Below are 24,838 nucleotides of genomic sequence, written 5' to 3'. Positions count from 1 at the left end.
CTAATTTCTGTCGTTACAGAAATTTAAGACGAAACGGAAACCGAGTCAAGCGCGATTCGTCAGGGCTTTGCCGGTGGCTGGCCCATGGCGCGCAGGAATTGCTGCTGCGAGGCGTGCAGCTGGCCGTAACCGAGTTCGCGGTACACGAGGCCGTGGCGCGGCGCCAGTTCGGCCAGGATGCGCGCCAGCGCCGGGTAATGGCGGTGGTTCCAGGTGGGGAACAAATGGTGCGTCAGGTGCAGGTTCAAGCCGCCCAGCCAGTAGCCGAGCCAGCGCAGGGCGCGCGGCCTCGGCGTCCAGTCGCAAGCCGTATAAAACGTGTGCTGGTACCAGTCGTGCGGCAGGGTGCCGTCCTGCCCCGGCTGGAAAAACTCGACTTCGGCCCAGTGCGTGCCGAGGATCAGCGCCACCAGCGCGCACGAGGCGATCATCTGGCCCACGAAATACGCACCCAGCACCACGCCCCAGCCGATGCCGTGCTGCTGCAGCACCCACATGGGCAGCGCCAGCACCAGCGCCACATGGCCCAGCTTCCAGCCCAGGAACGACAGCCAACCGCGCCAGCCCTGCAGCCGGCTGTGCGCGGCCACGGGCGTCTTGCCGAAGCGGTCCAGCCAGTCGCCATACCAGTTCAAATAAGGCAGCGACAGGGCCGCCACCACGGGCCAGTACAGGTATTGATAGCGGTACTGCGGCGACCAGCGTTGGAACGGCGTCTGGCGCAAAAACGGATTCGGTTCCGTGTCGAGGTCATAGCCCTCCACGTTGGCATACGTGTGATGGAAATGCACGTGGCGGATGGTCCAGAAATCCGTATCCACGCCCACGGGCAAGCCCACCAGGCGGATCAGCACGCGGTTCCAGGCTCCCTGGCGGAAGATGGCGCTGTGGGCCGCGTCGTGCAGGGTATTCATGGCCAGCGCCATGGCCGCGACCAGGCAAGCCACATAGCTGGCGACAAACGGCCAGGTGCTGCCGGCGTTCAAGGCCAGCGCATACAGCCCCACCGTCAGCGCGGCCAGGAACACGGTTTTTACATGCAGGCGCCAATCGCCGAAGCGGTGTTTTCCTTTGTCCGCCAGGTAGGCGTCGGCGCGCGCGCGCAATTCGCGGCGGAAGGCGGAATCGCGGGCGGGCTGGAAGCGCAGCGGCGGCAGCGAAGGTACAGGCTGCGTCACGCGCGCGTCCCGGCCGCTGCCGGCCACCACAGGCGGCGCGCGCCATCGAGTCCATGCGCCAGCAGCGCGGCCAGGAAGACCATGCCCCACGCATCGCGCGCGCCATACCAGCCCAGATACAGGGCCGGCATGGCCACGGCGATGGCCACCCAGGCGATGGCGCCCCAGCGGCGCGCATCCGACAGGCCGCCCAACGCCAGGGTGCCGCCAAAGATCAGCGCAAACAGGATGACCTGCTGCGCGCCGGCCAGCACCGCTTCGTGATTGACGTAATAGATCACCAGGCCAAACAGGATCACGCCGCCGATGCCGATGAACAGCTCGGGCACGTGGAAAGTGCCGCGCGACTGCCAGTGGGGAAAGCGCGCGCGCAGCCATGTGAACAGTTTGCCATTGCTGGCCAGCAGCGGGTTATGCGTGGGCGTCATGCCCTTCACGCCATAGCGCATTTCCACGCCCTCGAGTTCGGCCTGGAAACTGCCGAACAGCCTGTCCCACAGCAGCAGGGTGCCGCCGAAATTGCGGTTGATATAGCGTTTATCCGTGCCGTGGTGCACGCGGTGGTGCGACGGCGTGACCATGAATTTGTCGAGAATGCCAGACTTGTTCACCAGCGCATTGTGGTTATAGAACTGCACCGTGTAATGCAGGGACGAAACGACAAGGAAGATTTCCAGCGGCACGCCCAGCACGGCCAGGATGGCGATGAAGGGGAAATTCGTCAGCGACGAATACCAGGAATTGCGCACCCCCAGCGACAGGTTGAAATGCTCGCCCTGGTGGTGCACCACGTGCACGGCCCACAGCAAAGGGATTTTATGATGCAGCCGGTGCATCCAGTAAAAGCACAAATCCCAGGCAAAAAAAGCGAAGATCCACTGCGCCGCCACGGGCCACTGGTCGACGATGTGCAGGTTCACATGGCGCAGCAGCAGGGCGAAGGCCGCCACTTCCACGCCGCGGAACACCCACATCAGGATATGGCCGGAATTGAGGTTGAAGATCACGTCCTTCCATGGCACGGGCGTCTTGCGTACCCATTTCAGGATCAGCAGTTCGGCCAGCACGAAGGCCAGCATGATCAAAAACGACAGGGCAAATGGATTCATCATGGTGCGGTTTTCATGGAAACGGCGCGGCGGGCAGCCAAGGATACCTGCATTTTGGCCAGCATGCCGCCGGCGATGCCAACGGCCAGGCCGGCGGCCAGGTCGATGCTCACGTGCCGGCGCAGCGCGATGATGGCGTAGCAGATGGCCAGGCCCAGCGCCACGGCCAGCGCGGAGCGCAGCAGGTGGCGCTTGTCGCACAAGGCCCACACGCACAGCAGGGTCAGGGCGCCGTGCAGCGACGGCAGGCAGTTTTGCGTGGAATCCGCCGCCTGCAGCATGCGCAGCGCCTGCGTGCTCCAGGCATTGCCTGCACCGACGGGCGGATACGCGAGCGTGGTCGGATACAGCAGGAACACCACGCCGCACATGACGGCGGAAAGCGCCATGGCGCGCGCCAGCCAGCGCACCCGCGCCGCATCGGCCGCCAGGTAGGCGTAGGGGATCAGGATGAAGAAGGACAGGTACAGCCAGATGGCAGCGTCCGTATAGGGAATGGCGCGATCGATGGCCGTTTCCGGCAGCAGCACGCCCTGCCCTTGCAGCAGGTCGCTGGAAAAATACACGAGGCCGACGCTGCCCCAGCCGGCCAGCAAATGCAGCAGGCGGCCGCGTACGGTCATGGAAGAAAGGTTCATGCGGTCGCAAGGCGCCGGATGCGGCGCCGTTTCATGGTGGGATCAAAAGGAGGCAGTTCAGCGCTCGTCGTCCAGGACAGGCCGTCGACGGCCACGCCCAGGCCGCGCAGCACCGTTGCCAGGTGATCGCGCAGGGCGGCCAGGCCTGCCTCGTCGAGCGCTGCATGCAATTGCAGGGATGCGTCGCCCGACTGCACCAGGCGGTAATCGGCGTCGGGCGGCAAGGCTTGCGCAAAGGCCCGCGTCAGCACGTCGGCAAACACCGCGACGGGTGCACCGCCGTTCGCCGATGGCAAAGATGGCAAGAACAGCATGTCGTCGCAGCGCCCTTCGATGCCATCGATGGCGCGCGTGGCGCGGCCGCACGGGCATGGCGTGGCGCGCGCGATCAGGATGTCGTCCAGGCGGTAGCGCACGATGGGCTGCGTGATACGCGTGAAGTCCGTAATCACGGGCACAAAGCGCCTCTGTTCAGCGTCCAGCCACTGCGGCTCGATATGCACGTACTCTTCGTTCAGGTGCAGCACGCCGTGCTCGCAGCTGCTGGCGAGGAAACCCTCGGTGGCCTGGTAGATTTCATGCACGGCGCCAAACGCCTGCACGATCAGCGCGCGGTCCTGCGCTTCCAGCACTTCGGCCACCGAGATGACTTTTTTCGGCGCCAGCGCCAGGCTGCCATCGATGACGCGCAAGGCCAGCTGGCGCAGCACCTGGGCCGGCGCGACGATGACCGTTGGTTGATACTGTGCCAGCTGCCCGCACAGGCTGTCGAACGGTTCGAACAAATCGTAGAAGGCAAAGGTCAGCCACGGCGAGCGCACGGCCGTGTACAGATTGCTGTTCGCGCGCAGGAACAAGGCGACCCGTTCGCCGGAAAACAGGCCATCGGGCAGCGCCTTGGCCAGCATCACGCCCGCCCATTGGGCCTTTTCGCGGGGGCTGACGGTAAACACGGCGCGCCGCGACGAGGTACCGGACGACAGGCCTACCGTGATGTCGCCGACGGCCGGCGTAAAGTCGCGGCTCTGCTCGGCCGCCATGGCTGCCGCCATCGCTTGCGCCAAAGTCACCCCTTGCGTATTCATGGCGTCGAAATGCTCGAGCATCAGCGCCTTGTTCATCGTCGGCCACTGCGCCAGCGGCAGATCTCGGTACGGGGCGAAATAAGGGCTGCGCGCGCACAGCACCGCAATGAAACGGGCCAGTTGCCGTTGCTGGTATGCGTGCAGCTGCGCGCGGTCCGCAAAGCGCAGGCGGCGCGTACGCCAGTACGACAGCAACAGCCAGAAGAGACGCTTCACGGGCGGCCCGCCACAGGAACATAGTCCGCCGTGTCTTCATGCGTGATGCGGATCTGGGCATTGCCCGACTGGTGCAACTGGTGCAGCCGGTTCAGGGTGGCGTAATACGGCGCGCGCTTGTGCTGGATGATAAACGACAGTTCGGACGGTCCGCGCAGCTGCTGAAAACTTTCCGGCACCCAGGCCGCGTCGGACGCCAGCAGGGTCCAGCCGCTCTCCTGCAGCACGAAGGCGCCCAGATGGCCGATGGCGTGGCCGGGCAGGTCGACGATGTAGATTTCGCCCGTGCCGCTGACGTCGCGCCCGTGCGTGAATGGCAGCAGGGCGGCCGGCAAGGCCGTCTCGGGCACGCTTTCCACGAAATCCAGGCGGTCGGCTATATCGTTTGGCAGCAGCTCGGGCACGAAGGCCTGGCGCACGGCGGCCACGCCGGACAGGCCGCGCACGGCGTCCCAGCCCGTTTTGGAGGCCATCAGCCGCGCGCGGGGAAAGTCGCGCAGGCCCGCGATATGGTCGGCGTGGAAGTGCGACAGCAGCAAGGTATGGATATCGCCGGGCGCCACGCCATGCGCGCGCAACTGGCCCTGCAACGATTCACTCTCATCGAAAGAAATCGGCGTCACCCACGCATACATGCGGTACACGCCCTTCGACGTGGCGGCGCGGAAGTGCTCGGCGTAACCCGTGTCCCACAGGTACAGGCCCGCGCGCGTCGCTATCAGGTAGGCGCGCGAGGGGAAGCAGCGGCTGGCCAGCCCGCTGCCTTTCAAGACCATGCAGGACGGATGGGTGCAGTGGCCGACGCGAAACGCGGTGATGCTAGCCATTGCGCTCCTTGCCCACCTTGTGCGCCGCCGCTTCCTGGCGCATCCACTGCGCCGTCAGGGCGATGCCTTCCTGCAGGCTGACGATGGGACGGTAGCCGAGCACCTTGCGCGCCTTGGCGCTGTCGAGCGTCATGTCGAAGCTGAGCGCGCCGATGCTGTAGGGCGTGAGCGCCGGTTCGCGGCGCGTGAAGCGCGAGGCGAACTGCATCAGGCGCGCCACCAGCGCCAGCACGCGGTACGGCACGCTGACGATCTCGAACGGCTGCTGCAGATGGTCGCAGAACAGGGTGCGCAAAATGTCGCACAGGCGCGCCGGCTCGCCATTCGTGATGTTGAAGGCGGCGCCGGAAGCGATGGTCTTGTGCACGGTGGCCAGCCACATCGCATGCACGACATTGTCGACATAGGTGATGTCGATGGTGGCCGCGCCGCCATTGGGCAGCGGCAGCTTGCCGCCGCGCTGTTCCAGCACCCTCGCCAGGCGCGGAATCAGCACCTGGTCGTGCGGGCCGAAGATGGCGCGCGGGCGCAGGATCACGCACGTCATGCCGCGGTGGCGGTCGACGCAATCCTGCACCAGTTTTTCCGCCATCGCCTTGCTGCGCGCGTAGGCGTTGACGAAGGCGTCGGGGCGGAAGGTTTCCGGCACGTCGTAGCGGTTGCGATAATCGAAATAGATGGCCGGCGTGGAGATGTGCACGAAGCGCGCCACGTGCAGGCTGGCGGCCGCGCGCAGCAGCTGGGCCGTGGCCGTGACGTTGGCGGCGATGAAATCGCGCTCGGGGCCCCATGGCGACGACAGCGCGGCGCAGTGCCAGACGGTGTCCATGCCGCGCACCAGCTCATCGACCTGGCGCGGCGATGCCTGCGCCAGATCAAGCGCCACGAATTGCGCGCCCATGCGTTCGAGTTCGCGGCCCACGGCGGCGTTGCGGCCCGTGGCGCGCACTTCCACGCCCTGCGCCAGCAGGGTGCGCACGGCATTGCGCCCCAGCCCGCCCGTCGCTCCCGTGACCAGTATCCGCCTCATCACACCACCTTCACAGGTCAAGAATCATGCCGCCGATGGTCAGGCCCGCGGCCGTGCCCATCATCAGCAAACGCTGGCCTGCCACGGCCCGCCCCGTCATTACCGCCTCGTGCAGGGCGGTAGGCAAGGACGCGGCCACCTGGTTGCCGTGCGTTTCAAAGATCTTGATGATTTTAGCATCGGGAACGTCAAGGATGCGCGCCGCATGCGCGAGCCCCAATGGGCTGGCCTGGTGCGGCACGACCACGTCGACTCTTTCCAGTCCCGCGCCCGATTCCAGCATTAGTTCCGCCAGGAAATCCGGCATCACCTTGACTGCCAGGCGGAACACGGCCTTGCCATCCATGCGGAACAGATAATCGCCCGGTTCGCAGCCATTGCGCGGGTTGCGCTCGGTGCCGCCGCCGCGGATTTCACAGTAGCGCCGCCCTTCCGGATACGTGCCCATCTTGTAGGCGCGGATGCCGGCGCTGCCATCGCCCCGCTCGACGATGACGGCGGCGGCGCCGTCGCCAAAGATCATCGACGCTTCCGGCTCGCTCCAGTCGACGCCGCGCGAGGCGAGGTCGGAAGAGACGATGGCGATGCGCCGGTAGGCGCTCCCCGCCAGCATGGAGGCGGCCACGCGGAAGGCGGCCATGAAACTGAGGCAGCTGGCGTTGACGTCGAAGCTTTGCGTGCCTGGCGGCAATCCCGCATGTTCGGCCACGAAGCAGGCCGTATTCGGCAACGCTTGCTCGGGCACGCCGTTGGCGCAGATCAGCAGATCGATGTCGGCCGGACGCAGGCTGGCGTTCTTCAGCGCGTCGAGCAGGGCGGCGGCGCCCAGCTGGCTTTGCGACTCATCGGGCGCGGCGACAAAGCGCGACAGCACGCCGCTCTTGCGCAGGGTGTAGCCGGCTGGATGGCCCAATGTCAGGTCCAGGCTTGCGGAAGTCACGCTATGCGACGGCACGGCCTTGCCCGTCGCGATCAGGCGAACTGGAATCATGTTGGCCTTAACAAAGTAAAGTAAATACGGTTGATGTATGGTCTATGCGCTAATCGCGTGCCAGCGGCGGCAAATCGACGCCACAGTTCTTGCAGAAATTGGCATCGTCATCGAGCCCTTCTTTCAGGCACGTGGGGCAGGTACGCGTGGTCACCAGCTTGGAACTGCGCTGTACCGTCATTTCCGCGCTGATAATGCCGGTAGGCACTGCCAGGATGCCCCAGCCGAGCAACATCATCAGCGAAGCGATGGTGCGCCCGATGTCGGTGCGCGGCGTGATATCGCCGAAACCGACCGTGGTCATGGTGCTGATGGCCCAGTATATCGACGTGGGGATACTGCTGAAACCGTTTTCCGGTCCTTCCACGACGTACATCACAGTACCCAGCAGAAAGACCACCATCATGACAAAAGACAAGAAAATGAGAATCTTGCGCCGGCTGGCCAGCAAGGCCCGCCCCAGCACCGTGTATTCATGCACATACGACGTGAGCTTGAGGATACGGAACATGCGCAGCAGGCGCAAAATGCGCACGTCGATCAGCACGTGCGCGCCCGGCAGCAGCAAGCCGATGTAGGTCGGCACGATGGCCAGCAAGTCGATAATGCCGAAAAAACTCTTGGCGTAGCGCACAGGATGCTGCAGGCAGGACAGGCGGGCGAAATACTCGATGGTAAATAAAATGGTGAAAAACCATTCCAGCGCCGTCAGCCAGGTGCCATAGCGCTCGGCCACGGAGGCGACACTGCTGAGCACGACCACCGTCACGCTGATCAGGATGGCGGCGATCAGCAGCAGGTCGAAGGCGCGGCCCGTGCGCGTTTCCGCCTCGAAAATGACGGTGTACACCTGCTCGCGCCAGCCCCGCTCGGGCTTGCCATATTTCTGCTGCGTTTCCTGCGCAGCCAGTTGCTGCGGCGTCAGGGGCGCCGCGCCGCTCTTCGTCGCGGCTTTCATGTGGGTAGTGTGCTCATATACTATTATTGTATAGATAATTTACAAAGCACGGCGACACGCACGGTTGGGCTACAGGTTTCACTACAACAACACTACGACAACTTTTTCGCCAGCAGCACGGCATTGCGCCGGTCGCGCTCGGCCTGGACGATGTCCGTCGTGCGCGCTTCCGAGATGCCCACCGTGTGCAGCACGGTGGCCGTCAGCTGCAGCGCCGATTCCAGCGCCTCGGGCACGACCAGGGTAGCGCCCGCCTGTATCAGGGCCACGGCATGCGCCTCGTCGCGGGCCCGCGCATACACGGGCAGCTGCGGATATTCGCGGCGGATCGATTTCACGGCATGCAGCACGGACGCCGCATGGTCCATGGTCAGCACCACGGCGGCGGCCCGGTCCGCATTGACCTTTTGCAACAGTTCCGCGCGCGACGCATCGCCGAAATACACGGGGAAACCGCGCGGATGCAGGGTCGTCACCAGGCGGGCATCGTTTTCAATCGCCACATACGCGATATCCTGCTCCGTCAGCACCTTGGCCAGCAACTGCCCCACCCGGCCGAAGCCGGCGATGATGACGGTGTTGCCCTGCGGCGGCAGCGCGCCGTGCGCCAGGTCGGCCAGCTGATGGTGGTGGCGCTGTTCCCACCAGTTGCCGAAAGCGCGCGCCGCCTTGGCCAGCGCCGGCGTGGCGAACAGGCTCAGGCCCACCACCAGCATGACGAACTGCGCCACCTGCGGTCCGATCAGCTTGGTACCGAGCGCATACGCGACGACGATGAAGGCGAATTCGCCGCCCTGGCCCAGCAGCACGCCCGTTTCCACGGCGCGCCCCCAGTGAAAGCCGCCGATGCGGAAAATCACGCTGATGACGAGGGTTTTCAAGGCAAACAGGCTCAGCACGGCCAAGGGAATCAACACCGGCGACTTGAGGATTTCGCGCACGTCGATCTGCATGCCCACGGACATGAAGAACAAGCCCATCAGCAAGCCTTTGAAGGGCTCGATCGTCACTTCCACTTCGTGGCGAAATTCCGTTTCCGCCAGCAGCAGGCCGGCCAGCAAGGCGCCCAGCGCCATCGACAAGCCCGCCAGATAGGTCAATCCCGCGATGCCCAGGGTGCTGAGCAGGGTCAAGGCCATGAACACGTCGGGCTGGCGTTTCTTGACGAAAAACTGGAACAGCGGACGGATGACGCGGCGGCCCAGCAGATAGATCAGCAGGATGGCGCCGGCCGATTTCACGGCCGCAAAGCTGAGCAGATACGCCAGGTCGTCGCTGCGCCCGCTGGCGAACACGTCGATCAGGATGAACAGCGGCACCACCATCAGATCCTGGAACATCAAAATGGAAAACCCCGCCTGGCCGGCCGGCGTCTGCAGCGAGCGCTGGTCGGTCAGCAACTGCATCACCACGGCCGTCGACGACAGCGACAGCACCAGGCCCAGCACGATGGACGCTTCCAGCGACAGGCCAAAGTAATACGCCACGCCGCCGATCAGGCAGGCGCTGACCGCCACTTGCCCCACGCCCGCGCCAAATACCCAGCGCCGGAGCGCCCACAGCCGTTCCGTCGACAGTTCCAGGCCGATCATGAACATCAAAAACATCACGCCCAGCTCGGCCAGGCCGCTGACCTGCTCGGCGCGGACAAACGAGAAATACGTCAGCCACGTGAACTCGCCGGCCCACAGGCCGAAGCCAAACGGGCCAAACAGGGCGCCGACGGCCAGGAAGCCGAGGACCTGGTTGACCTTCAGGCGTTGCAATAGCGGAATAAAAATCCCGGCCAGGGCGAGAAACAGCAGGGTTTCCCGCAGATACGGTAAGGCGTGTTGCTCTTCCAAGATAATCCTAATTGAATGGCATTCATGCTGAATTTACAATTGTCGCATGCTGAGCAAGGGCACAGCAGGCGCATCCGCGATATTTTTTCCACAAGGCAACATAACCGCTACTTGCCATCCGCTTGCGGCAACGCCAGCATGTCGGCACGGGGGCGGTCCCAGCCCGGCACGTAGGCAGGGCATGGCCGGCCACGGAACTGCTGCAATTCGACCGTGGTGAAATTCGGCAACATGCCGGGATTGAAGCGCACGTCCGTCAGCTTGTCCGCGTTCAACCTGGGCATGCGGGCAAAGCGGAACCAGGCGTCGACATAGCAATTGTCTTCCTGCAAAGCGCGCAAGGTGGCCAGGCTGCCCGCCGCTTGCGCGGACACGGCGATGCCGGGCGCCAGTTGCTGTCCCCGCTTGCCCGTCTCGGCCAGTCCCGCCGGGCAGGCGGCGGGCGCCAGCGACTCCGGCAGCAGGCTCAGCGTGCCGCGCCGCAAGGTGTACGCGTCCGCCTTGGCGTCCGTTTTGCTGTCGAGCGAGACATAGATCCAGCACAGCGGGTTGCTGGGAAACGCCGTCATCGCCACATCCCACACGCGCGTGCCAGGGTCCAGGCGCTGCACGGCCGCCTCGATGCGCGCGCGGCCGAGGGCCGAGGCCACGCCCTGCGTGCCGATGAACGTGGCGGCCAGCGCGAAGGCCAGCAGCAACGGTCCGCGTCCCCGCTCGCCGGCCCGGCCTTGCAGCACGGCCAGGATCACGCCCAGCCCCAGCAGCATGGCCAGCGAAGCGGGCGCCAGGTAGGTTTTATAGGTGAAGAAACACAAGGCCGCCGCCAGTCCCGCCAGCAGCACGCTTTTGACGATGCCGTAGTGCAAGGACATGATCACGGGCACGCCCAGCAGTACCCAGAACATGGGCTCGACAATGAAGACCATGTCGCCATACAGCCAGCGGCTGTCAAACGGGTAAAACGGGTGCAAGCCATAGGAATTGAGGAAATCCATGCCCATGTGCAAGCAGAATCCCAGCAACAGGCAAGCCGCCAGGCCGATGCGGGCGGGCACGCTGCTTTTCAGCAACCGGCGCGCACCGGGCCATAGCAGCCACAACAGGGCCAGCAACAGCAGCGCCTGGGGCAAGGCCAGCAGCAAGGTATGCGTGTGGCCCCGGTGGTGCAGCATGTAGCCGAACGGGCGCGGCAGCAGCTTGGTCAGCACCAGGTCCAGGTCCGGCGCGTTGCTGGCAAACCAGGCCGTAAAGAGAAACAGCGCGCGCCGGGTGCGCTGGGCGGGGGCCTGCGGCTCGGGCGGCAGGCTGCGGTGTACCAGTTCGCCGACCCCGAGGCCGATGACCGAATGCGTAATATTATCCATCGGGCAATTTTACAGGATACGGCCACCCCAAGAGCAAAGGCTGGGGTCGTACCCTCAGGGTACGACCCCGGATTCTGTCATTGGGTTTGTTCAATCAAGCGGCTACAGCGCCTGTAAATCTTCCCCACGCATGCCCACCAGCAAGGCGCGCCCGTCCGGCATCACGCGGAACTCGCCATAACGGGCTTTTTCCCAGCGCGCCGCCTCGCCTTCCTTGAAGAACCAGGCATCGCTGACCAGCACCCAGTTCCCATCCTTCGGCGTCAGCTCGAGCAGGAATTCGCCGGGCGCAAGGGCTTCCCTGGTGTACGGGCGCAGCAGTTCCGCCACGCCGCGCGCATCGCGCGTGGCCACGACGAGGGGCCGGCCAGGCGCCCGGTCCACGCTGGCCAGCGTGCTCAAGACGCCAAGGTTGACGAAATTGAGGCGCATGTAGTCGCCCTGCATCAGCGAGCGGGGATCGACGGGCTCCAGCGCCACGAAGATCGCTTGTCCTTTGGCAATCAGCTGCTCTTTTTGCCAGATGCCGCCATTAGCGACCAGCAACACCAGCAGCAAGCCGCCCAGCACGCCCAGGCGCGCGGCGCGGTGTTCGGTGGCCACGCCCGCCGGTTTGCTTTCCACCAGGTGCAGCACGGCGCCGCGCATGGCCAGCCACGACAGGGCGCACAGCACGGCGCCAGCCACGGCCAGCAACGCCGCCTTGCTGGCCAGCGGCCAGGCCAGCTGATAATAAAAGCTGCCGAGTATCCATGCGGCGGCCAGCGCGGCCGCCACGGCCACGCGCGAGCGCCCGCTCGTCAGGCAATACGCGAGGATCAGCAGCACGGGCCCCAGCGCCGGCATGAACCAGGACAGCACGACCAGCACCAGCGCCACGCCGATGGCGGGCAACTGGCGCAACGCCGGCCAGCGCCATCCCGTCCAGGCGGCAGCCGCCATGGCCAGCACGAGCGACACACCATTCAAGGCTTGCACATACCAGGCGCCGGCCTGGTGCCGGGTCACTTCGCGCGCCACTTCGCCGGCAAAACCACCGCCCAAGGCGCCGCCCAGCATGAAGGTCATGCCGGACCAGAAGACCAGTCCCAGCAAGATTGCCAGGACCCACCCCGTCGACAGCGATTCCAGGAAGGCGGCGACGGACGCGCCGCGGCCATCGTTGAAGGCTTGCTTCTGCAGCCAGTGGGCGCCCAGCCAGAGGGCCAGGGCCAGCATCCAGGCCAGATACAGTTGCGTGGGGTCGTTTTCGAAAATAAAGTCGCGCGTGCTATCTACGATGCCCAGCCCCAGCAAGCCGCAGGCGACCAGCCCCAGCAGCACCCGCAGCCAGTCGCGCGGCAAGGCGGCGGCCACCACCAGGCATGCGAGGCACAGCAGCAGCGACGCCGTCTGCGTGGAATAGTCGCGGTACAGGGCATAACCGAGCAAGCCGCCCCCCACCAGCAGGCATGGCACGGCCAGCTGTTCGACGAACAGCGCCACGCCGCGCGTGCGGATCAGCAGCACGGCCGCCACCAGTACGATGCCGGCGACGACATACGCGCCGGGTCCGTGGCGCACGACGCTTTCCAGGCCCACGCCCAGCGCAATCATCAGGGGAATGGCGGCCAGCCAGGCGCCGAAGGCCGTCATCAGCACCAGCGGCCACGGCCGTACATCCTGCACGGGACGGGTGGCGTTGGGCGGCAGCAGGCCGGCGCGCGTGGCGTCGTCGATCAGGGTGGCGAGCGCATCGGCTCGTTGACCATGGATAGTGTTCATGCCGCCTCCCGGCGCGTGCGCCACAGGATGCCCTGCACGGTCAGCGCCAGCAGCACGGCGGCCAGCAAGCCCAGCATGGCCAGCGCGCCGACGCCATCGCCATGGCCGTTGAATAGCACGTGCGTCAGCCCTCCCACCAGCAAGGTGTTGATACCGAGCGCGACGGCGCTCAGGCCGAACACATCAAAGAACCGGCCGGTGGCCAGCAGGACGCCGGCGACGGCCAGCAAGCCCAGTCCCGCCCAGTACGGCGATTCGATATCATTGCCGAACAGGGCGCTGACGCCCGTGCCCGTGATAAGGATGGTGGCCAGTACCAGGCCCAGGCGCAAGGCCCAGCTGCCCGCGCCCGTCCAGCGCGCCAGCAGAGGCGAGACAAACGCACAGGCAAGCAGCACGACCAGCCAGCCGCTGACGAAAATGGACAGATCGGCCGAATCGATGCGCCAGCTGTGGCGCGCCTGCGCCTGCATCCACAGGGTGGCAGCCGTCGACAGTATCAGCATCCATGGCGTCCACAGCACGTCGCTGCGCGCGACCAGGCACAGGGGCAAGGCCAGCACGGCCCACAGGGCGAACAGCTGCCACGGGTCGGCGCCCGTCTGGTACGTCTGGCCGAAATACGCAAACAGGCCGCCGATGGCCAGCAAAGCCAGCAGCAGCAAGGGCACGCGCGCCTTGGGCACGGCGAAGGCGCCCACGCAGGCGGCGGCCAGCACCCCTTGCAGCAGGGCAAAGCGACCCATGCGGCCCAGCTCTTCCCAGTTGGCGGCGACCCAGCAGATCAAGCCCATGCCCAGCAGTGCGGCGCCCAGCACGGCCACGCCGCGCGGCAGCCAGTAGGCCAGGCGCGCGGGTTCGCGCTGGAAGCCGGCCACTTCCTGCAACTGCCGGGTTTGTAGGGCATCGAGCGCATGGTCCGAGGCGAGTTGGTACACGGCGAGGCGTAAATCCATCGTCTGCTTTCTTTGTCAGGAAATTGGGGGAATCAGGTCAGCGCTCGACGCTCACGCCGCGCCAGAAGGCGACGTGGCCGGCAATTTGCTTGGCGGCATCCTTGGGCTGGGGGTAATACCAGGCCGCGTTGGCATTCGTCTGGCCACCGACGACGAGGTCGTAATAGCTGGCCGTGCCCTTCCACGGGCAAATGCTCGTGTGGCTGCTGGGACGCAGGTATTCCTGCGTCACAGACGATAAAGGAAAATATACATTGTTTTCAACGACTTGCACCTGCGCATCGGTGGCTTGCGCGATGACAGCGCCATTCCAGCTGGCTGTTGGCATTTGACTATCCTCCTTCTGCGCCGAGTGTAGCGCAAAAAGTCTGCCATGGCGCGCGCCATTGGCGCCCCGCTCAAGCGCCGGCGATGATCTGGCGCAAGGCTTGCTCGAACACTTCAGGCGGCTGGCCCCCGGAAATCAGGTGGCGCTCGTTGATGATGACGGCAGGCACCGAGTTGATACCGTTCTGCTGGTAGAACTGTTCCTGCGCGCGCACCTCGTCCGCGTAGGCGTTTGATGCCAGCACCTCGGCCGCCTTGACGGTGTCCAATCCCACCTTGCCGGCCACGGCCAGCAGCACCTCGTGCGAGGATGGATCCTGTCCCTGCGTGAAATAGGCATCGAACAGCGCCATCTTGAGTTGCTTCTGACGCCCTTCCAGCCCGGCCCAGTGCAGCAGACGGTGCGCATCGAAGGTGTTGTAGATGCGGCCGCGCTTGTCCATGGCAAAGGTAAAGCCCAGCTGCTCGCCGCGCGCGCGGATGGCTTCGCGCGACTGCGCCATCTGTTCCGGAGTGGAACCGTATTTGCGGGCAATGTGTTCGCCGATATCCTCGCCTTCGGGCGGCATATTGGCGTTCAACTCGAAAGGCTGGAAGTGGATGTCGGCCTGGACGGTGTCTTGCAGCTTGTCCAGCGCCTGCTCCAGCGATTTCAGGCCCACCACGCACCAAGGGCAGGAAACGTCGGACACGAAATCGATACGGATGGAGGTGGGGGTGGCGGGAGTGGAACTCATGGTGGGCAGCCTTTGCGCGAGTCGGTGGCGGCCGCACCGCGCGGCGCCGCAAGCACAGCATATGCGTGCGGGCCGCGGGAAATCAAGCGCTTACTTCTTCTTGACGGTCGCCTTGGCCGCATCCTTCTTGCCGCCGATCTTGCTTTCCTTACCGGAGAGCAAGTTCGCGATGTTCTGGCTGTGGCGATAAGCCAGCAGCACGCTCATGACGATCACGGACAGCAAGATGGGATCGACGCCGAACAGCAAGCCATAGTAAAACGGCGCGAACAGGGCCGCCACCAGCGCTGCCAGCGAGGAATAGCGGAAGGCATAGGCGATGATCAGCCAGGTAGCCAGGGTCGCCAGGCCCAGCCATGGATTGATGCCCAGCAGCACACCGAGGGCCGTGGCCACGCCCTTGCCGCCGACAAAGCGGAAGAACACGGGCCACAAATGGCCGAGGAAAACGGCGATGGCCACCAGGGCCACGGCCGTGTCGCCCACGCCCAGCGCAGTGGCAAAATGGTCGGCCAGGAACACGGCCAGCCAGCCCTTGGCGCCATCGCCCAGCAGGGTCATGATGGCGGCGCCCTTGTTGCCGCTGCGCAGCACGTTGGTGGCGCCCGGATTTTTCGAGCCATAGGTGCGCGGATCGGCAATGCCGTAGACCTTGCTCATCACCACGGCAAACGATATCGAGCCGAGCAAGTAAGCGGCCACTGTCATTGCCACGGTTGTGATTACTGGATTCATTTCTTCCCTTTATTGTGTTTATTACACCAGCATCGAGGCTGGCGCAGCAGAATATACACCATGGCCGATGCCCGGTAACAGCCCGTCGTCTATTTCATTAATCCTGCAGGGCGCACTGCACCGGCTTGGCTTGCAACAAATCAACAAGCACCTGCGGCGTCAGCGAGACGAGGAAGCCGCGCCGCCCGCCATTGATATAGATGCGTTCAAGCGCCAGGATCGATTGCTCCACGTACACGGGCATGGCCTTTTTCGTGCCGAACGGCGAGGTGCCGCCGATCATGTAGCCGGAATGGCGCTGCGCCACCTCGGGCTTGCACGGCTCGACGGACTTGCAGCCGATGGCGCGCGCCAGATTCTTGGTCGACACCTTGCAATCGCCATGCATGAGCACGATCATCGGCTTGGCCGCCTCATCCTGCATCACCAGGGTCTTGATCACCGCATGCTCGGGCACGTTCAATTCGCGCGCCGAGACGCTGGTGCCGCCGTGCTCCTCGTACGGATACGGGTGTTCATCGAAGGAAACTTGATGCTTGCGCAGCAACTGCGTCGCCTGGGTCTCGGAAATATGCTCTTTTTTAGCCATGCGTGATACGCTGATCGTTCAGTGAGGAGTGCTAATTATGCAGGAAGAAATCCGCTTTGCCACATTCAATGTCTGCAACCTGGCCCCCGCCGGGGCGAAATTGTATGACAACCTGGAACCGTTGAGCCCGGCGCAATACGCGGCCAAGGCGGAGTGGACGGCGCGGCAGATCGACCTGCTCGACGCCGACGTGATCGGTTTCCAGGAAATTTTCTCGCAAGCGGCCTTGCGCGACATACTGTCGCGCACGCGCCATTACCGCGAAGCCACCCTGGCCGGCTACGATGCGATGGATGCCGCCGGACGCATATTGCCCACGGTGGCGCTGGTGTCGCGCCTGCCGCTGGCCGGCGCTGGTGTTGCCTGGGCGAATTTCCCCGCCGGCGTGAGCGTGCCTGCCGACAGCCATGTCCAAGATGACAATGCCTGCCGCTTCGCCCGCGCGCCCCTGCACGTCCAGGTCATCTTGCCTGGCGGACAACTCACGGACGTGGTCGTCGTGCATTTGAAATCACGCCGGCCCGACTACCGCCATGGCGACGGCAGCGATGCCATCGCCTACGCGCTGGCCAACCTGCGCTCGCTGCAGCGGCGCGGCGCGGAAGCCGTGGCCCTGCGCGTGCTGGCAAGCGAACTGGGCCACAGCGGCCGCCCCCGCATCGTGCTGGGCGACTTCAACGACATCGCCAATGCCGTCACCACGGCCATCGTCATGGGGGCGGGCGGGCCGTGCGAACCACATGGCGACATGCCGGAAATGCGCGCGCGCCTGTACGACGCCAATGCCATCCAGCTGCGCCAGGATGCCCTGCGCCACGTGGGCTACACGAATATCCACGACAGCACCTACATGACGATCGACCACATCCTTGTGTCCGAACATTTCCACGCCGCCTCGCCGCGCGCCATCGGCGTGGTACAGGAAGTGGGTTATCTCAACGACCATTTGCTGCTGGGCTTGCCGCATGCATCCGACCATGGCCAGGTGCTGGCACGCATCAAGCTGTTGGGAAATATCCACTAATGCAGCAACCTCGCCAGCGCGCTGCCCTCGACTTGCGCGCTGGCATAGCGGCCCTGGTATTGCTGGCAGCCCTGCCCCCGCAGATACGCCAGCTGCTGCGCCGTTTCCACGCCTTCGGCAATCACCGTCAATTGCAGCGCGCGCGCCATGGCGATGATGGTGGCGGCGACGGCCGTGTCGGACTCGCCTGCCGCGCCGTTCGCGGCGGCGGGCAGGAACGAGGGATCGATCTTGAGTTTATCCACCGGGTAATGGCGCAGATTGGCCAGGCGCGAATAGCCGGTGCCGAAGTCATCGATGGCCAGCCTGGCGCCCAGCGCGCGCAGCTGCGCCAGCACCCCGGCCAGGCGGGCGCCACCCTTCATCAGCAAGGACTCCGTCACTTCCAGTTCCAGGCAGCCGGCAGGCAAGCCCGACACCGCCAGTGCCTCTTGTACGCTCAGCAACAAATTATTGTGCAGGCATTGCGCCGGCGACAGATTCACGGCCACGCGCCAGGCATGGCCCGCATCGTGCCAGGCACGCGCGCGCAGGCACGCGTGGCGCAGCACCCAGTTGCCAATCGACACCATCAAGCCGCATTCCTCGGCCACGGCGATGAAGCGCTCGGGCGGCAGCACGCCCAGTTGCGGGTGGCGCCAGCGCAGCAGCGCTTCGGCGCCAACGATCTGCCCGCTGGCAACATCGAGCGCGGGCTGGAACTCCAGCACGAATTCATCGCGTCCCAGCGCTTCGCGCAAGCCCTGCTCCAGGCTGGCCCGCTCGACGATTTGCGCATTCATCTCGGCATTGAAAAACTGGAAATTGTTGCGCCCGCTTTCCTTGGCATGGTACATCGCGATGTCGGCGTTATGCACGAGGGTATCGATGCTGTCGCCATCGCTGGGAAAGATGGCTACGCCGATCGAGGTCGACACATGCAGTTCATATTCGCCCAGCTGGTACACCTGCGTCACGGCATGCAGCAGGCTGGACGCCACATGGGCCACCTGGTCGATGCCGCCCACCTCGGCCAGGATGATGACGAACTCGTCGCCGCCATGCCGGCTGACCGTATCGACGCCGCGCACGCAGCGCACCAGGCGCCGCGCCACTTCCTTGAGCAGCAAGTCGCCCACGTGGTGGCCCATGCTGTCATTGATGTGCTTGAAATGATCGAGATCCAGGTACAGGATGGCCAGCATGCTCAGCTTGCGCCGCGCGGCCGCCAGGGCCAGCGACAGCCGGTCCAGCAGCAGCACCCGGTTCGGCAAGTCGGTAAGGAAATCGTGCTCGGCCAGGTGGCGCGTGTGCTCCTCGTTTTTCTTGCGCTCGCTGATATCGCTGAGAATGGCCAGGTAATTGCTCAATTGCCCTTGCGAGTCGCGGATGGCCGTCAGCGACAGCCAGGCCGGGTAGCGCCCGTCCGCCTTGCGCTGGCCCATGATATCGCCTTGCCAATAGCCATTCGCATCGACCTCGTCCCACACGTGATCGAAAAACGCCGGCGCATCCGGCTCCACGCCGTGCAGGACGAAGGGCTTGCCCAGCATGTCGTCCAGGCTATAGCCGCTGATCTCGCTGTACGCGGGATTCATGCTGACGACCCGCTGCTGCGGGTCCATCACGACGATGGCGACACTTGCATGCTCGATGACCTGCATCGACAGGTACAGGGCCCGCTCGGCCAATTTGCGCGAGGAAATATCGCGGATCACGGCGTAAAACAGGTAGGTGTGGTCGAGCGTGACGGAAGTGAGCAGCACTTCGCCCCAGAACAGCTCGCCGCTGCACGTCTGATAGCGCCAGTCAAAGCGGCAATTGCCGTCGGCGTGGGCCTGCGCCGCCAGTTGCGTGCCGCTCAACGATGACAATTCGCCATCGGGCTGGCGCAAGGGCGAAAAGTCGCTGAGGCGGCGCCCCAGCAGGCGTTGCCGGTCTTCACATTGAAACAGGGCAATGGCGGCCGGATTCGCCTCGGCGATATGCTCGTCGCGCAGCAGCAGGATGGCATCGGCGGATTTCTGATACAACTGGCGGAAATTGTCGCCCATCAGCAACAAGGCGCCCTGCGCGGCGCCATCCTGGCCGCTGGCCGTGATGTCGACATCGATGCAGACCACTTGCCGCACTCTTCCGGATTGCATGACAGGAAAAACGGTGGAACAGATGCAGCGCGGCGCGGCGCCATCGGCATCCAGCATCCACAGGCGCGTGCTGCGCGCCTTGCCGCTGTCCCACACGGCCGCCAATTCACCGGCAACCTCCTCGGCCACGGTGGCGGCGTCCGGCAGCGAAGCGGCCACCCTGGCCCACGGCTGGCCCAGCGCCAGCTCCGCCGTCACGCCATACAGGCGCGCCGCGCCAAAGCTCCAGTAGCGCACGATGCCATCGCGGTCGATGCCGCGCACGGCCAGACCGGGCGCCTGTTCGACGGCGGCAACAATGATGGACAGCAAATCGAGCGCCTTGCCGGCCGGCCCCGCCTGCGGTTCGGCAGCGGCCAGCAAACGGCCCGGCGACGGGGCGGCTCCGACAATCCGATCAGACATCAGGCCCCCCGTGGCGCGGCAGCGCGGCAACCGGCGGGCGGATGGCCTGTCCGGTGGCGCAACCATCCCGACCATTCTTGCGCGCCCGCGAATCGGCTTCTTGAGGATGCGCAAGCATCGTGACGCGCACCGCGGGCATGCCGGCAGTGGTTCCGGTCGCCGTTTTTTGCATTCCAGCCCCGATTTTGTGCAATCTGTCGCACAGCGATGGCGGCCAGACTTGAATCTTCCTAAAGTGGCAACATGCGCATCGCCGTGAACGACCGCAGCGGCAGGCGTGCTGCCTGCGGCCGCCACGGTGATGCGCTACCCGAATTCTCCCGGCCAGCGACAGGCCGGGTCCGCACCGAGACCTGGCGCCGAACCCCTGCGCCGCTCCTGACTAAAAAACCTATGAAAAACGAGACCCTGCCCCCCGCCTCCCCCCTTGCCGCCACGCGCCGCCGGCGCTGGCGCACCCCCGTGCTGATCCTGGTCGTGCTGGCCCTGGCCGGCGGCGGCTGGACGGTGATGCAATCGAAGCAGCAAGCCGCCAAGGCTGCCGAACTGCAAGCGAGCAAGAAGAAGGAGCAGGACAAGACGCCCGTGCATGAACTGGCGCAGGGCGACGTGGCCGCCATCGATGCGCGCGCGCTGGCAATCAGCCTGCCCCTGTCCGGCTCGCTGGCGCCCTTGACCCAGGCCACCATCAAGGCCAAGGTTTCCGGCGTGATCCAGGAAACGACCTTGCAGGAAGGCCAGCATGTGGCGGATGGGCAAATCCTCGTGCGCCTGGATGCGGCCGACCAGCGCGCCCGCCTGACGCAGCAGCAAGCCATGCTCGACGAAGCGCAGGCGCGCCTGTCGATGGCAAGCAAAAACGAGGCCAATAGCCAGGCCTTGCTCAAGCAAAAGTACATTTCCCAAACGGCCTACGACACGACGCAAAACTCCGTCGACCTGGCGCGCGCCAGCGTCAAATCCGCCGCTGCCATGGTCGACATCGCCCGCATCGCGCTGGCCGACACGGTGATTCGCGCGCCCATGGCCGGTATCGTCAGCAAGCGCCACCTGCAGGCTGGCGAAAAAGTCTCCCCCGACATGCCCGTCTACACCATCGTCAACCTGGCGCAACTGACCCTGGAAGCGCCCGTGCCCAGCGCGGAAATTCCCCGCATCAAGCTGGGCCAGGATGTGCACTTCAAGGTCGACGGCTTCGGCGCGCGCGACTTCGCCGGCAAGGTCACGCGCATCAACCCCACCACCGAGAGCGGCTCACGCGCCATGCTCGTCTACATCGCCGTCGACAATGGCGATGGCGCACTGCGCGGCGGCATGTTCGCCAAGGGCAGCATCGTCACCGAGCGCTCATCCGTGGCGCCGCTGGTGCCATTGACGGCCGTGCGCAATGAAAAGCAGGGGCCCGTCGTGTATGCGCTGGTGAACAACAAGGTGGTCGCCCAGCCCGTCACGCTGGGACTACGCAACGAGGATGAAGGCTATGCGGAAGTGACGTCCGGCCTGGTGCCGGGCGCGAAAGTCATCATCGCCAAGCTCGATGGCGTCAAGCCGGGCCACAGCGTGACCTTCGCCGCACCAGCTGCCGCCCCTGCCGCGCCGGCAGCCGTGCTGGCACGGAAGGACTGAGCCATGTGGATGACCAAAGTCAGTATTCAAAATCCCGTCTTCGCCACCATGGTCATGGTGGCGCTGGTGGTGCTGGGCATCTTCTCCTACCGGGGCCTGGGCGTGGAAAGCATGCCCAGCGTGCAGTTCCCGTTCGCCGCCATTGAAGTGAACTACCCGGGCGCCTCGCCCGAAGCCGTGGAAAACGACATCACGCGCCCCATCGAGGACGCCGTCAACACCGTCAGCGGCATCAAGACCATCCGCGCCAACTCGTGGGAAGGACGCGCCGGCGTCTACCTGGAATTCGAGCTGTCGACGAACATGGACAAGGCCATGCAGGACTTGCGCGACAAGGTGGCCCTGGTGCGCCCCCGCTTCCCGAAAGAAGCCAAGGACCCGTTCATCGCCCGCGCCGAAGGCGACAACGAACGCCCCATCGCCACCATCGTGCTGACCTCGACCGGGCATGACCTGCGCTCGCTGTCGACCATGACGGAACAGATCATCAGCAAGCGCTTCCAGGGCGTGGCCGGCGTGGGGCAAGTCAAACTGCGCGGCTTGCGCGCGCGCCAGATCCTCATCAGCATGAAACCGATCGAACTCAATGCCCAGGGCATCGGCGTCGATGAAGTGATCCGCGCCATCCAGGCGACGAATACCAATTTGCCGGCCGGCTCGATCAGCCATGGCGCGGCCGAACAGCTGGTGCGCGTGGAAGGCAAGATCAAGGATGCGCGCGAATTCGGCAAGATCATCGTCGCGCGCCGCGCCATCGGCCCCGTCTACCTGGATCAGGTGGCCACCGTGGTCGACGGCGAACAGGAAGAACTGTCGATCTCGCGCATGAACGGCCAGCAAGCCGTGACCATGGAAATCACCAAGGTGCAGGATGCCAACGTGGTCGAAGTGGGTACCGGCATCCTGAAAGTGGCGGCGGACCTGCAAAAGACGCTGCCGCCCGATATCACCCTGCGCGTGCTGGACGACGAATCGGAACGCGTGCAAAGCCAGCTCAATAACGTCAAGCGCACCATCATCGAAGGCGCCGTGCTGACCATGGTGATCGTCTTCCTGTTCCTGCACTCGTGGCGCTCGACCATCATCACGGGATTGACCTTGCCGATCTCCGTGCTGGCCAGCTTCATCGCCATGAAGGCCTTCGGCTTTACCCTGAACTTTTTGACCCTGATGGCGCTGTCCTTGTGCATTGGCCTGTTGATCGATGACGCCATCGTCGTGCGCGAAAACATCGTGCGCCACCTGGGCATGGGCAAGAACCACTACAAGGCGGCCAACGACGGCACCAATGAAATCGGCCTGGCCGTGATGGCCACCACGTTCGCCATCGTCGCCGTGTTCGTGCCGGTCGCCTTCATGGACGGCATCATCGGCCGCTTCTTCCTGCAGTTCGGCATCACCGTGGCGGTCGCCGTGCTCGTCTCCCTGTTCGTCAGCTTCACGCTCGACCCCATGCTGTCGTCCGTCTGGCGCGACCCCGTCAAGGACCGCTTCAAGTATGCGCCGTGGCTGGGCCGCTTCATGGCCTGGATCGAGACGGGCATCGACCGCCTGCACGTCTGGTACGGCAAGGTGCTGGCTGTGGCCCTGCGCTGGCGCAAGACCACCCTGGCCACGGCCGTGGCCCTGTTCGCGGGCAGCCTGATGCTCGTGCCGATGATCGGCGGCGAGATGTTCCCCGAGACGGACCAGGGCTGGGTCAACCTGCGCTTCAAGACGCCCGTCGGCTCCAGCCTCGAATACACGGACAGCAAAGTGCGCCAGATCGAAACGGCCCTGAAGGAGTTTCCCGAGATCGACAGCCTGGTGGCCAATATTGGCACGCCCGATGGACGCAACGCGGCCGAGGTGAACCTGAAACTGACGGACCTCAAGACGCACAAGCGCCGCTCGCAGCAGGAACTGGAAAAGCTGATCCGCGAGCGCCTGGCACCGATCGCCGGCATCACCCTGTCCGTCGGCAACCGCCCCATCTTCATCGCCATCCTCGGCACGGATGAAGGCAAGCTCGATGCGGTGGCGCACCGGCTGATGGACAAGATGCGCACCATCAAGGGCCTGGCCGACATGGAGTACAGCCAGGAAGGCGCCAATCCGTCGACCACCGTGAAAATCAATAACGAGCTGGCCAGCGACCTGGGCTTGTCGGTGCAGCAGATCGGCAATGCCCTGCGGCCTTTTGTAGCGGGCGACACGGTCAGCCACTGGTTAGCCAGCGATGGACAAAACTATGACGTCAACGTCCAGCTGCCGAAATCGGGCCGCCAGAAAGTGGCCGACCTGGCCGACCTGTCGCTAGCGTCCAGCAAGTTTGACGCGAACGGCAAGCCCGTGATGATTCCGCTGCGCCAGGTGGTCGAATTCGTGCCGTCATCGAGCCCGCAAGTGCTGAAACGCCAGGCCTTGCAACGCCGGGTCGCCATCTATGCGGGCGTGCAGGGCCGCCCTGCCGGCGACGTCGACGCCGACGTGCAGAAAGCCATCAAGTCCATCGACCTGCCGCCCGGCGTGCGCTTCGACGTGGCCGGCAATGCGCAGCAGATGGCCGAAACCATGGGCGGCGCGATGATGGCGCTGGGCATTGCCGTGATCTTCATCTACCTGGTGCTGGCGTCGCAGTTCGGCAGCTTCCTGCAGCCGATCGCCATCATGGTGTCCTTGCCGCTGTCGCTGATCGGCGTGCTGGCCGCCCTGCTGATCACGGGCAGCACCCTGAACATCTTCTCCGTGATCGGCTTCATCATGCTCATGGGCCTGGTCACCAAGAATGCGATCTTGCTGGTCGACTTCACCAACCAGCGCCAGCGCGAAGGCCTGGGACAGTTCGAGGCGCTGATGGAAGCGGGGCAAGTACGTTTGCGCCCCATCCTGATGACGACCCTCGCGATGGTCTTCGGCATGCTGCCGATGGCCATCGGCATGGGCGACGGCGGCGAATCGCAGGCGCCGATGGGCCGCGCCGTCATCGGCGGCGTCATCACCTCGACCTTGCTGACCTTGGTGGTGGTGCCCGTCGCCTACACCTACCTCGACAGCCTGGGCAAGCGCGCCGCGCGCTTCTTTGGTGGCAGCGGCGGCGAGCATGCCGCATCCGCCGACGACGGCAAGGCACACGCCCACTGATTGACCGGTCGCCTTCACCGTCCCCGCATTGGCGGGGACGACGCGGCGGCTTTCTGAAGAGAGCTTCAGTTGACCAAAGCTGCCCCACTGGCTAGACTGTCCCCGTTATCAATGATATGGAGTGACTCGTGGGTGCTTGTTCCAGTGACAGTAGTCGATTGACCATCGGCGATCGGCCTTAGGCAA

20 protein-coding genes are annotated in these 24,838 nt (G+C 64.8%); 3 read left to right on the top strand and 17 right to left on the bottom strand.

The genetic code is table 11. The annotated features are described in order from the left end of the window. Positions 1-59: 59 nt before the first annotated feature. From IGS58_RS03200 to ybaK, 16 genes are all read right to left on the bottom strand, one after another. Positions 60-1,178, bottom strand: a complete 1,119-nt coding sequence (locus IGS58_RS03200) for a fatty acid desaturase family protein (RefSeq protein ID WP_230520647.1) — start codon at positions 1,176-1,178, stop codon at positions 60-62. After that, positions 1,175-2,290, bottom strand: a complete 1,116-nt coding sequence (locus tag IGS58_RS03195; protein ID WP_230520646.1) for a sterol desaturase family protein — start codon at positions 2,288-2,290, stop codon at positions 1,175-1,177. The genes IGS58_RS03200 and IGS58_RS03195 overlap by 4 nt, the downstream gene beginning before the upstream one ends. Next, positions 2,287-2,925: a phosphatase PAP2 family protein gene (locus tag IGS58_RS03190; protein WP_230520645.1), complete on the bottom strand. Its 639-nt coding sequence runs from the start codon at positions 2,923-2,925 to the stop codon at positions 2,287-2,289. The genes IGS58_RS03195 and IGS58_RS03190 overlap by 4 nt, the downstream gene beginning before the upstream one ends. After that, positions 2,922-4,226, bottom strand: coding sequence for a F390 synthetase-related protein (locus IGS58_RS03185; RefSeq protein ID WP_230520644.1), 1,305 nt, complete (start codon positions 4,224-4,226; stop codon positions 2,922-2,924). Before IGS58_RS03185 ends, IGS58_RS03190 begins: the two co-directional genes overlap by 4 nt. Next, positions 4,223-5,053 carry an MBL fold metallo-hydrolase gene (locus IGS58_RS03180; RefSeq protein WP_230520643.1) on the bottom strand — a complete coding sequence of 277 codons (831 nt, stop codon included), beginning with the start codon at positions 5,051-5,053 and terminating at the stop codon, positions 4,223-4,225. The genes IGS58_RS03185 and IGS58_RS03180 overlap by 4 nt, the downstream gene beginning before the upstream one ends. Next, entirely contained in the window at positions 5,046-6,083 is a 1,038-nt protein-coding gene (locus IGS58_RS03175) for an NAD-dependent epimerase/dehydratase family protein (protein ID WP_230520642.1), read from the bottom strand. The genes IGS58_RS03180 and IGS58_RS03175 overlap by 8 nt, the downstream gene beginning before the upstream one ends. Positions 6,084-6,093: 10 nt before the next feature. Beyond that, positions 6,094-7,074, bottom strand: a complete 981-nt coding sequence (locus IGS58_RS03170) for a 3-oxoacyl-[acyl-carrier-protein] synthase III C-terminal domain-containing protein (RefSeq protein WP_070281491.1) — start codon at positions 7,072-7,074, stop codon at positions 6,094-6,096. Positions 7,075-7,123: 49 nt separating this feature from the next. Then, a complete protein-coding gene (locus tag IGS58_RS03165) occupies positions 7,124-8,032 on the bottom strand; it encodes an ion transporter (RefSeq protein ID WP_034779933.1) in 909 nt (302 codons plus the stop codon). A gap of 92 nt (positions 8,033-8,124) precedes the next feature. Next, on the bottom strand, positions 8,125-9,876 hold the full coding sequence (locus IGS58_RS03160; protein WP_099394803.1) for a cation:proton antiporter domain-containing protein: 1,752 nt from the start codon (positions 9,874-9,876) through the stop codon (positions 8,125-8,127). A 107-nt stretch (positions 9,877-9,983) separates the two neighbouring features. Continuing rightward, on the bottom strand, positions 9,984-11,240 hold the full coding sequence (locus IGS58_RS03155) for a metal-dependent hydrolase (protein ID WP_230520641.1): 1,257 nt from the start codon (positions 11,238-11,240) through the stop codon (positions 9,984-9,986). 102 nt (positions 11,241-11,342) lie between these two features. After that, positions 11,343-13,004 (bottom strand): GDYXXLXY domain-containing protein, encoded by a 1,662-nt coding sequence (locus IGS58_RS03150; protein ID WP_230520640.1) that lies wholly within the window; start codon positions 13,002-13,004, stop codon positions 11,343-11,345. After that, on the bottom strand, positions 13,001-13,960 hold the full coding sequence (locus tag IGS58_RS03145; RefSeq protein ID WP_092607987.1) for a DUF2157 domain-containing protein: 960 nt from the start codon (positions 13,958-13,960) through the stop codon (positions 13,001-13,003). The genes IGS58_RS03150 and IGS58_RS03145 overlap by 4 nt, the downstream gene beginning before the upstream one ends. 37 nt (positions 13,961-13,997) lie before the next feature. After that, entirely contained in the window at positions 13,998-14,288 is a 291-nt protein-coding gene (locus IGS58_RS03140) for a DUF427 domain-containing protein (protein WP_070281496.1), read from the bottom strand. A gap of 70 nt (positions 14,289-14,358) precedes the next feature. Beyond that, on the bottom strand, positions 14,359-15,024 hold the full coding sequence (locus IGS58_RS03135; RefSeq protein WP_230520639.1) for a DsbA family oxidoreductase: 666 nt from the start codon (positions 15,022-15,024) through the stop codon (positions 14,359-14,361). Positions 15,025-15,114: 90 nt separating this feature from the next. Further along, positions 15,115-15,759: a glycerol-3-phosphate 1-O-acyltransferase PlsY gene (gene plsY / locus IGS58_RS03130; protein WP_230520638.1), complete on the bottom strand. Its 645-nt coding sequence runs from the start codon at positions 15,757-15,759 to the stop codon at positions 15,115-15,117. 97 nt (positions 15,760-15,856) lie between these two features. Further along, positions 15,857-16,348 (bottom strand): Cys-tRNA(Pro) deacylase, encoded by a 492-nt coding sequence (gene ybaK, locus IGS58_RS03125; RefSeq protein ID WP_230520637.1) that lies wholly within the window; start codon positions 16,346-16,348, stop codon positions 15,857-15,859. A 37-nt stretch (positions 16,349-16,385) separates the two neighbouring features. Here ybaK and IGS58_RS03120 point away from each other — a divergent pair, with 37 nt between their 5' ends. Beyond that, positions 16,386-17,372, top strand: a complete 987-nt coding sequence (locus IGS58_RS03120; RefSeq protein WP_230520636.1) for an endonuclease/exonuclease/phosphatase family protein — start codon at positions 16,386-16,388, stop codon at positions 17,370-17,372. Here the strand turns inward: IGS58_RS03120 and IGS58_RS03115 are convergent. Continuing rightward, positions 17,369-19,903, bottom strand: a complete 2,535-nt coding sequence (locus IGS58_RS03115; protein WP_230520635.1) for a sensor domain-containing protein — start codon at positions 19,901-19,903, stop codon at positions 17,369-17,371. The two genes, IGS58_RS03120 and IGS58_RS03115, sit on opposite strands and share 4 nt — an antisense overlap. 393 nt (positions 19,904-20,296) lie before the next feature. Here IGS58_RS03115 and IGS58_RS03110 point away from each other — a divergent pair, with 393 nt between their 5' ends. Together IGS58_RS03110 and IGS58_RS03105 are read left to right on the top strand one after the other, a co-directional pair. Then, positions 20,297-21,529, top strand: coding sequence for an efflux RND transporter periplasmic adaptor subunit (locus IGS58_RS03110; protein ID WP_034779962.1), 1,233 nt, complete (start codon positions 20,297-20,299; stop codon positions 21,527-21,529). A gap of 3 nt (positions 21,530-21,532) precedes the next feature. Continuing rightward, positions 21,533-24,652, top strand: a complete 3,120-nt coding sequence (locus tag IGS58_RS03105) for an efflux RND transporter permease subunit (protein ID WP_070257467.1) — start codon at positions 21,533-21,535, stop codon at positions 24,650-24,652. The last annotated feature ends 186 nt before the right edge of the window (positions 24,653-24,838 follow it).

The sequence above is a fragment of the Janthinobacterium sp. EB271-G4-7A genome (assembly GCF_020858075.1).
In the GTDB taxonomy this organism is placed as follows: domain Bacteria; phylum Pseudomonadota; class Gammaproteobacteria; order Burkholderiales; family Burkholderiaceae_D; genus Janthinobacterium; species Janthinobacterium lividum.
The sequence above is the reverse complement of the archived record's forward strand: the minus strand, read 5'-3'. Positions and strand labels throughout refer to the sequence as shown.

Coding starts and splice junctions, on each gene's coding strand:
- IGS58_RS03120 (WP_230520636.1), top strand. CDS start 16,386: ATGCAGGAAGAAATCCGCTTTGCCACATTCAATGTCTGCAACCTGGCC.
- IGS58_RS03175 (WP_230520642.1), bottom strand. CDS start 6,083: ATGAGGCGGATACTGGTCACGGGAGCGACGGGCGGGCTGGGGCGCAAT.
- IGS58_RS03150 (WP_230520640.1), bottom strand. CDS start 13,004: ATGAACACTATCCATGGTCAACGAGCCGATGCGCTCGCCACCCTGATC.
- IGS58_RS03140 (WP_070281496.1), bottom strand. CDS start 14,288: ATGCCAACAGCCAGCTGGAATGGCGCTGTCATCGCGCAAGCCACCGAT.
- IGS58_RS03115 (WP_230520635.1), bottom strand. CDS start 19,903: ATGTCTGATCGGATTGTCGGAGCCGCCCCGTCGCCGGGCCGTTTGCTG.
- IGS58_RS03145 (WP_092607987.1), bottom strand. CDS start 13,960: ATGGATTTACGCCTCGCCGTGTACCAACTCGCCTCGGACCATGCGCTC.
- ybaK (WP_230520637.1), bottom strand. CDS start 16,348: ATGGCTAAAAAAGAGCATATTTCCGAGACCCAGGCGACGCAGTTGCTG.
- IGS58_RS03190 (WP_230520645.1), bottom strand. CDS start 2,925: ATGAACCTTTCTTCCATGACCGTACGCGGCCGCCTGCTGCATTTGCTG.
- IGS58_RS03155 (WP_230520641.1), bottom strand. CDS start 11,240: ATGGATAATATTACGCATTCGGTCATCGGCCTCGGGGTCGGCGAACTG.
- IGS58_RS03165 (WP_034779933.1), bottom strand. CDS start 8,032: ATGAAAGCCGCGACGAAGAGCGGCGCGGCGCCCCTGACGCCGCAGCAA.
- IGS58_RS03180 (WP_230520643.1), bottom strand. CDS start 5,053: ATGGCTAGCATCACCGCGTTTCGCGTCGGCCACTGCACCCATCCGTCC.
- plsY (WP_230520638.1), bottom strand. CDS start 15,759: ATGAATCCAGTAATCACAACCGTGGCAATGACAGTGGCCGCTTACTTG.
- IGS58_RS03135 (WP_230520639.1), bottom strand. CDS start 15,024: ATGAGTTCCACTCCCGCCACCCCCACCTCCATCCGTATCGATTTCGTG.
- IGS58_RS03170 (WP_070281491.1), bottom strand. CDS start 7,074: ATGATTCCAGTTCGCCTGATCGCGACGGGCAAGGCCGTGCCGTCGCAT.
- IGS58_RS03105 (WP_070257467.1), top strand. CDS start 21,533: ATGTGGATGACCAAAGTCAGTATTCAAAATCCCGTCTTCGCCACCATG.
- IGS58_RS03195 (WP_230520646.1), bottom strand. CDS start 2,290: ATGATGAATCCATTTGCCCTGTCGTTTTTGATCATGCTGGCCTTCGTG.
- IGS58_RS03110 (WP_034779962.1), top strand. CDS start 20,297: ATGAAAAACGAGACCCTGCCCCCCGCCTCCCCCCTTGCCGCCACGCGC.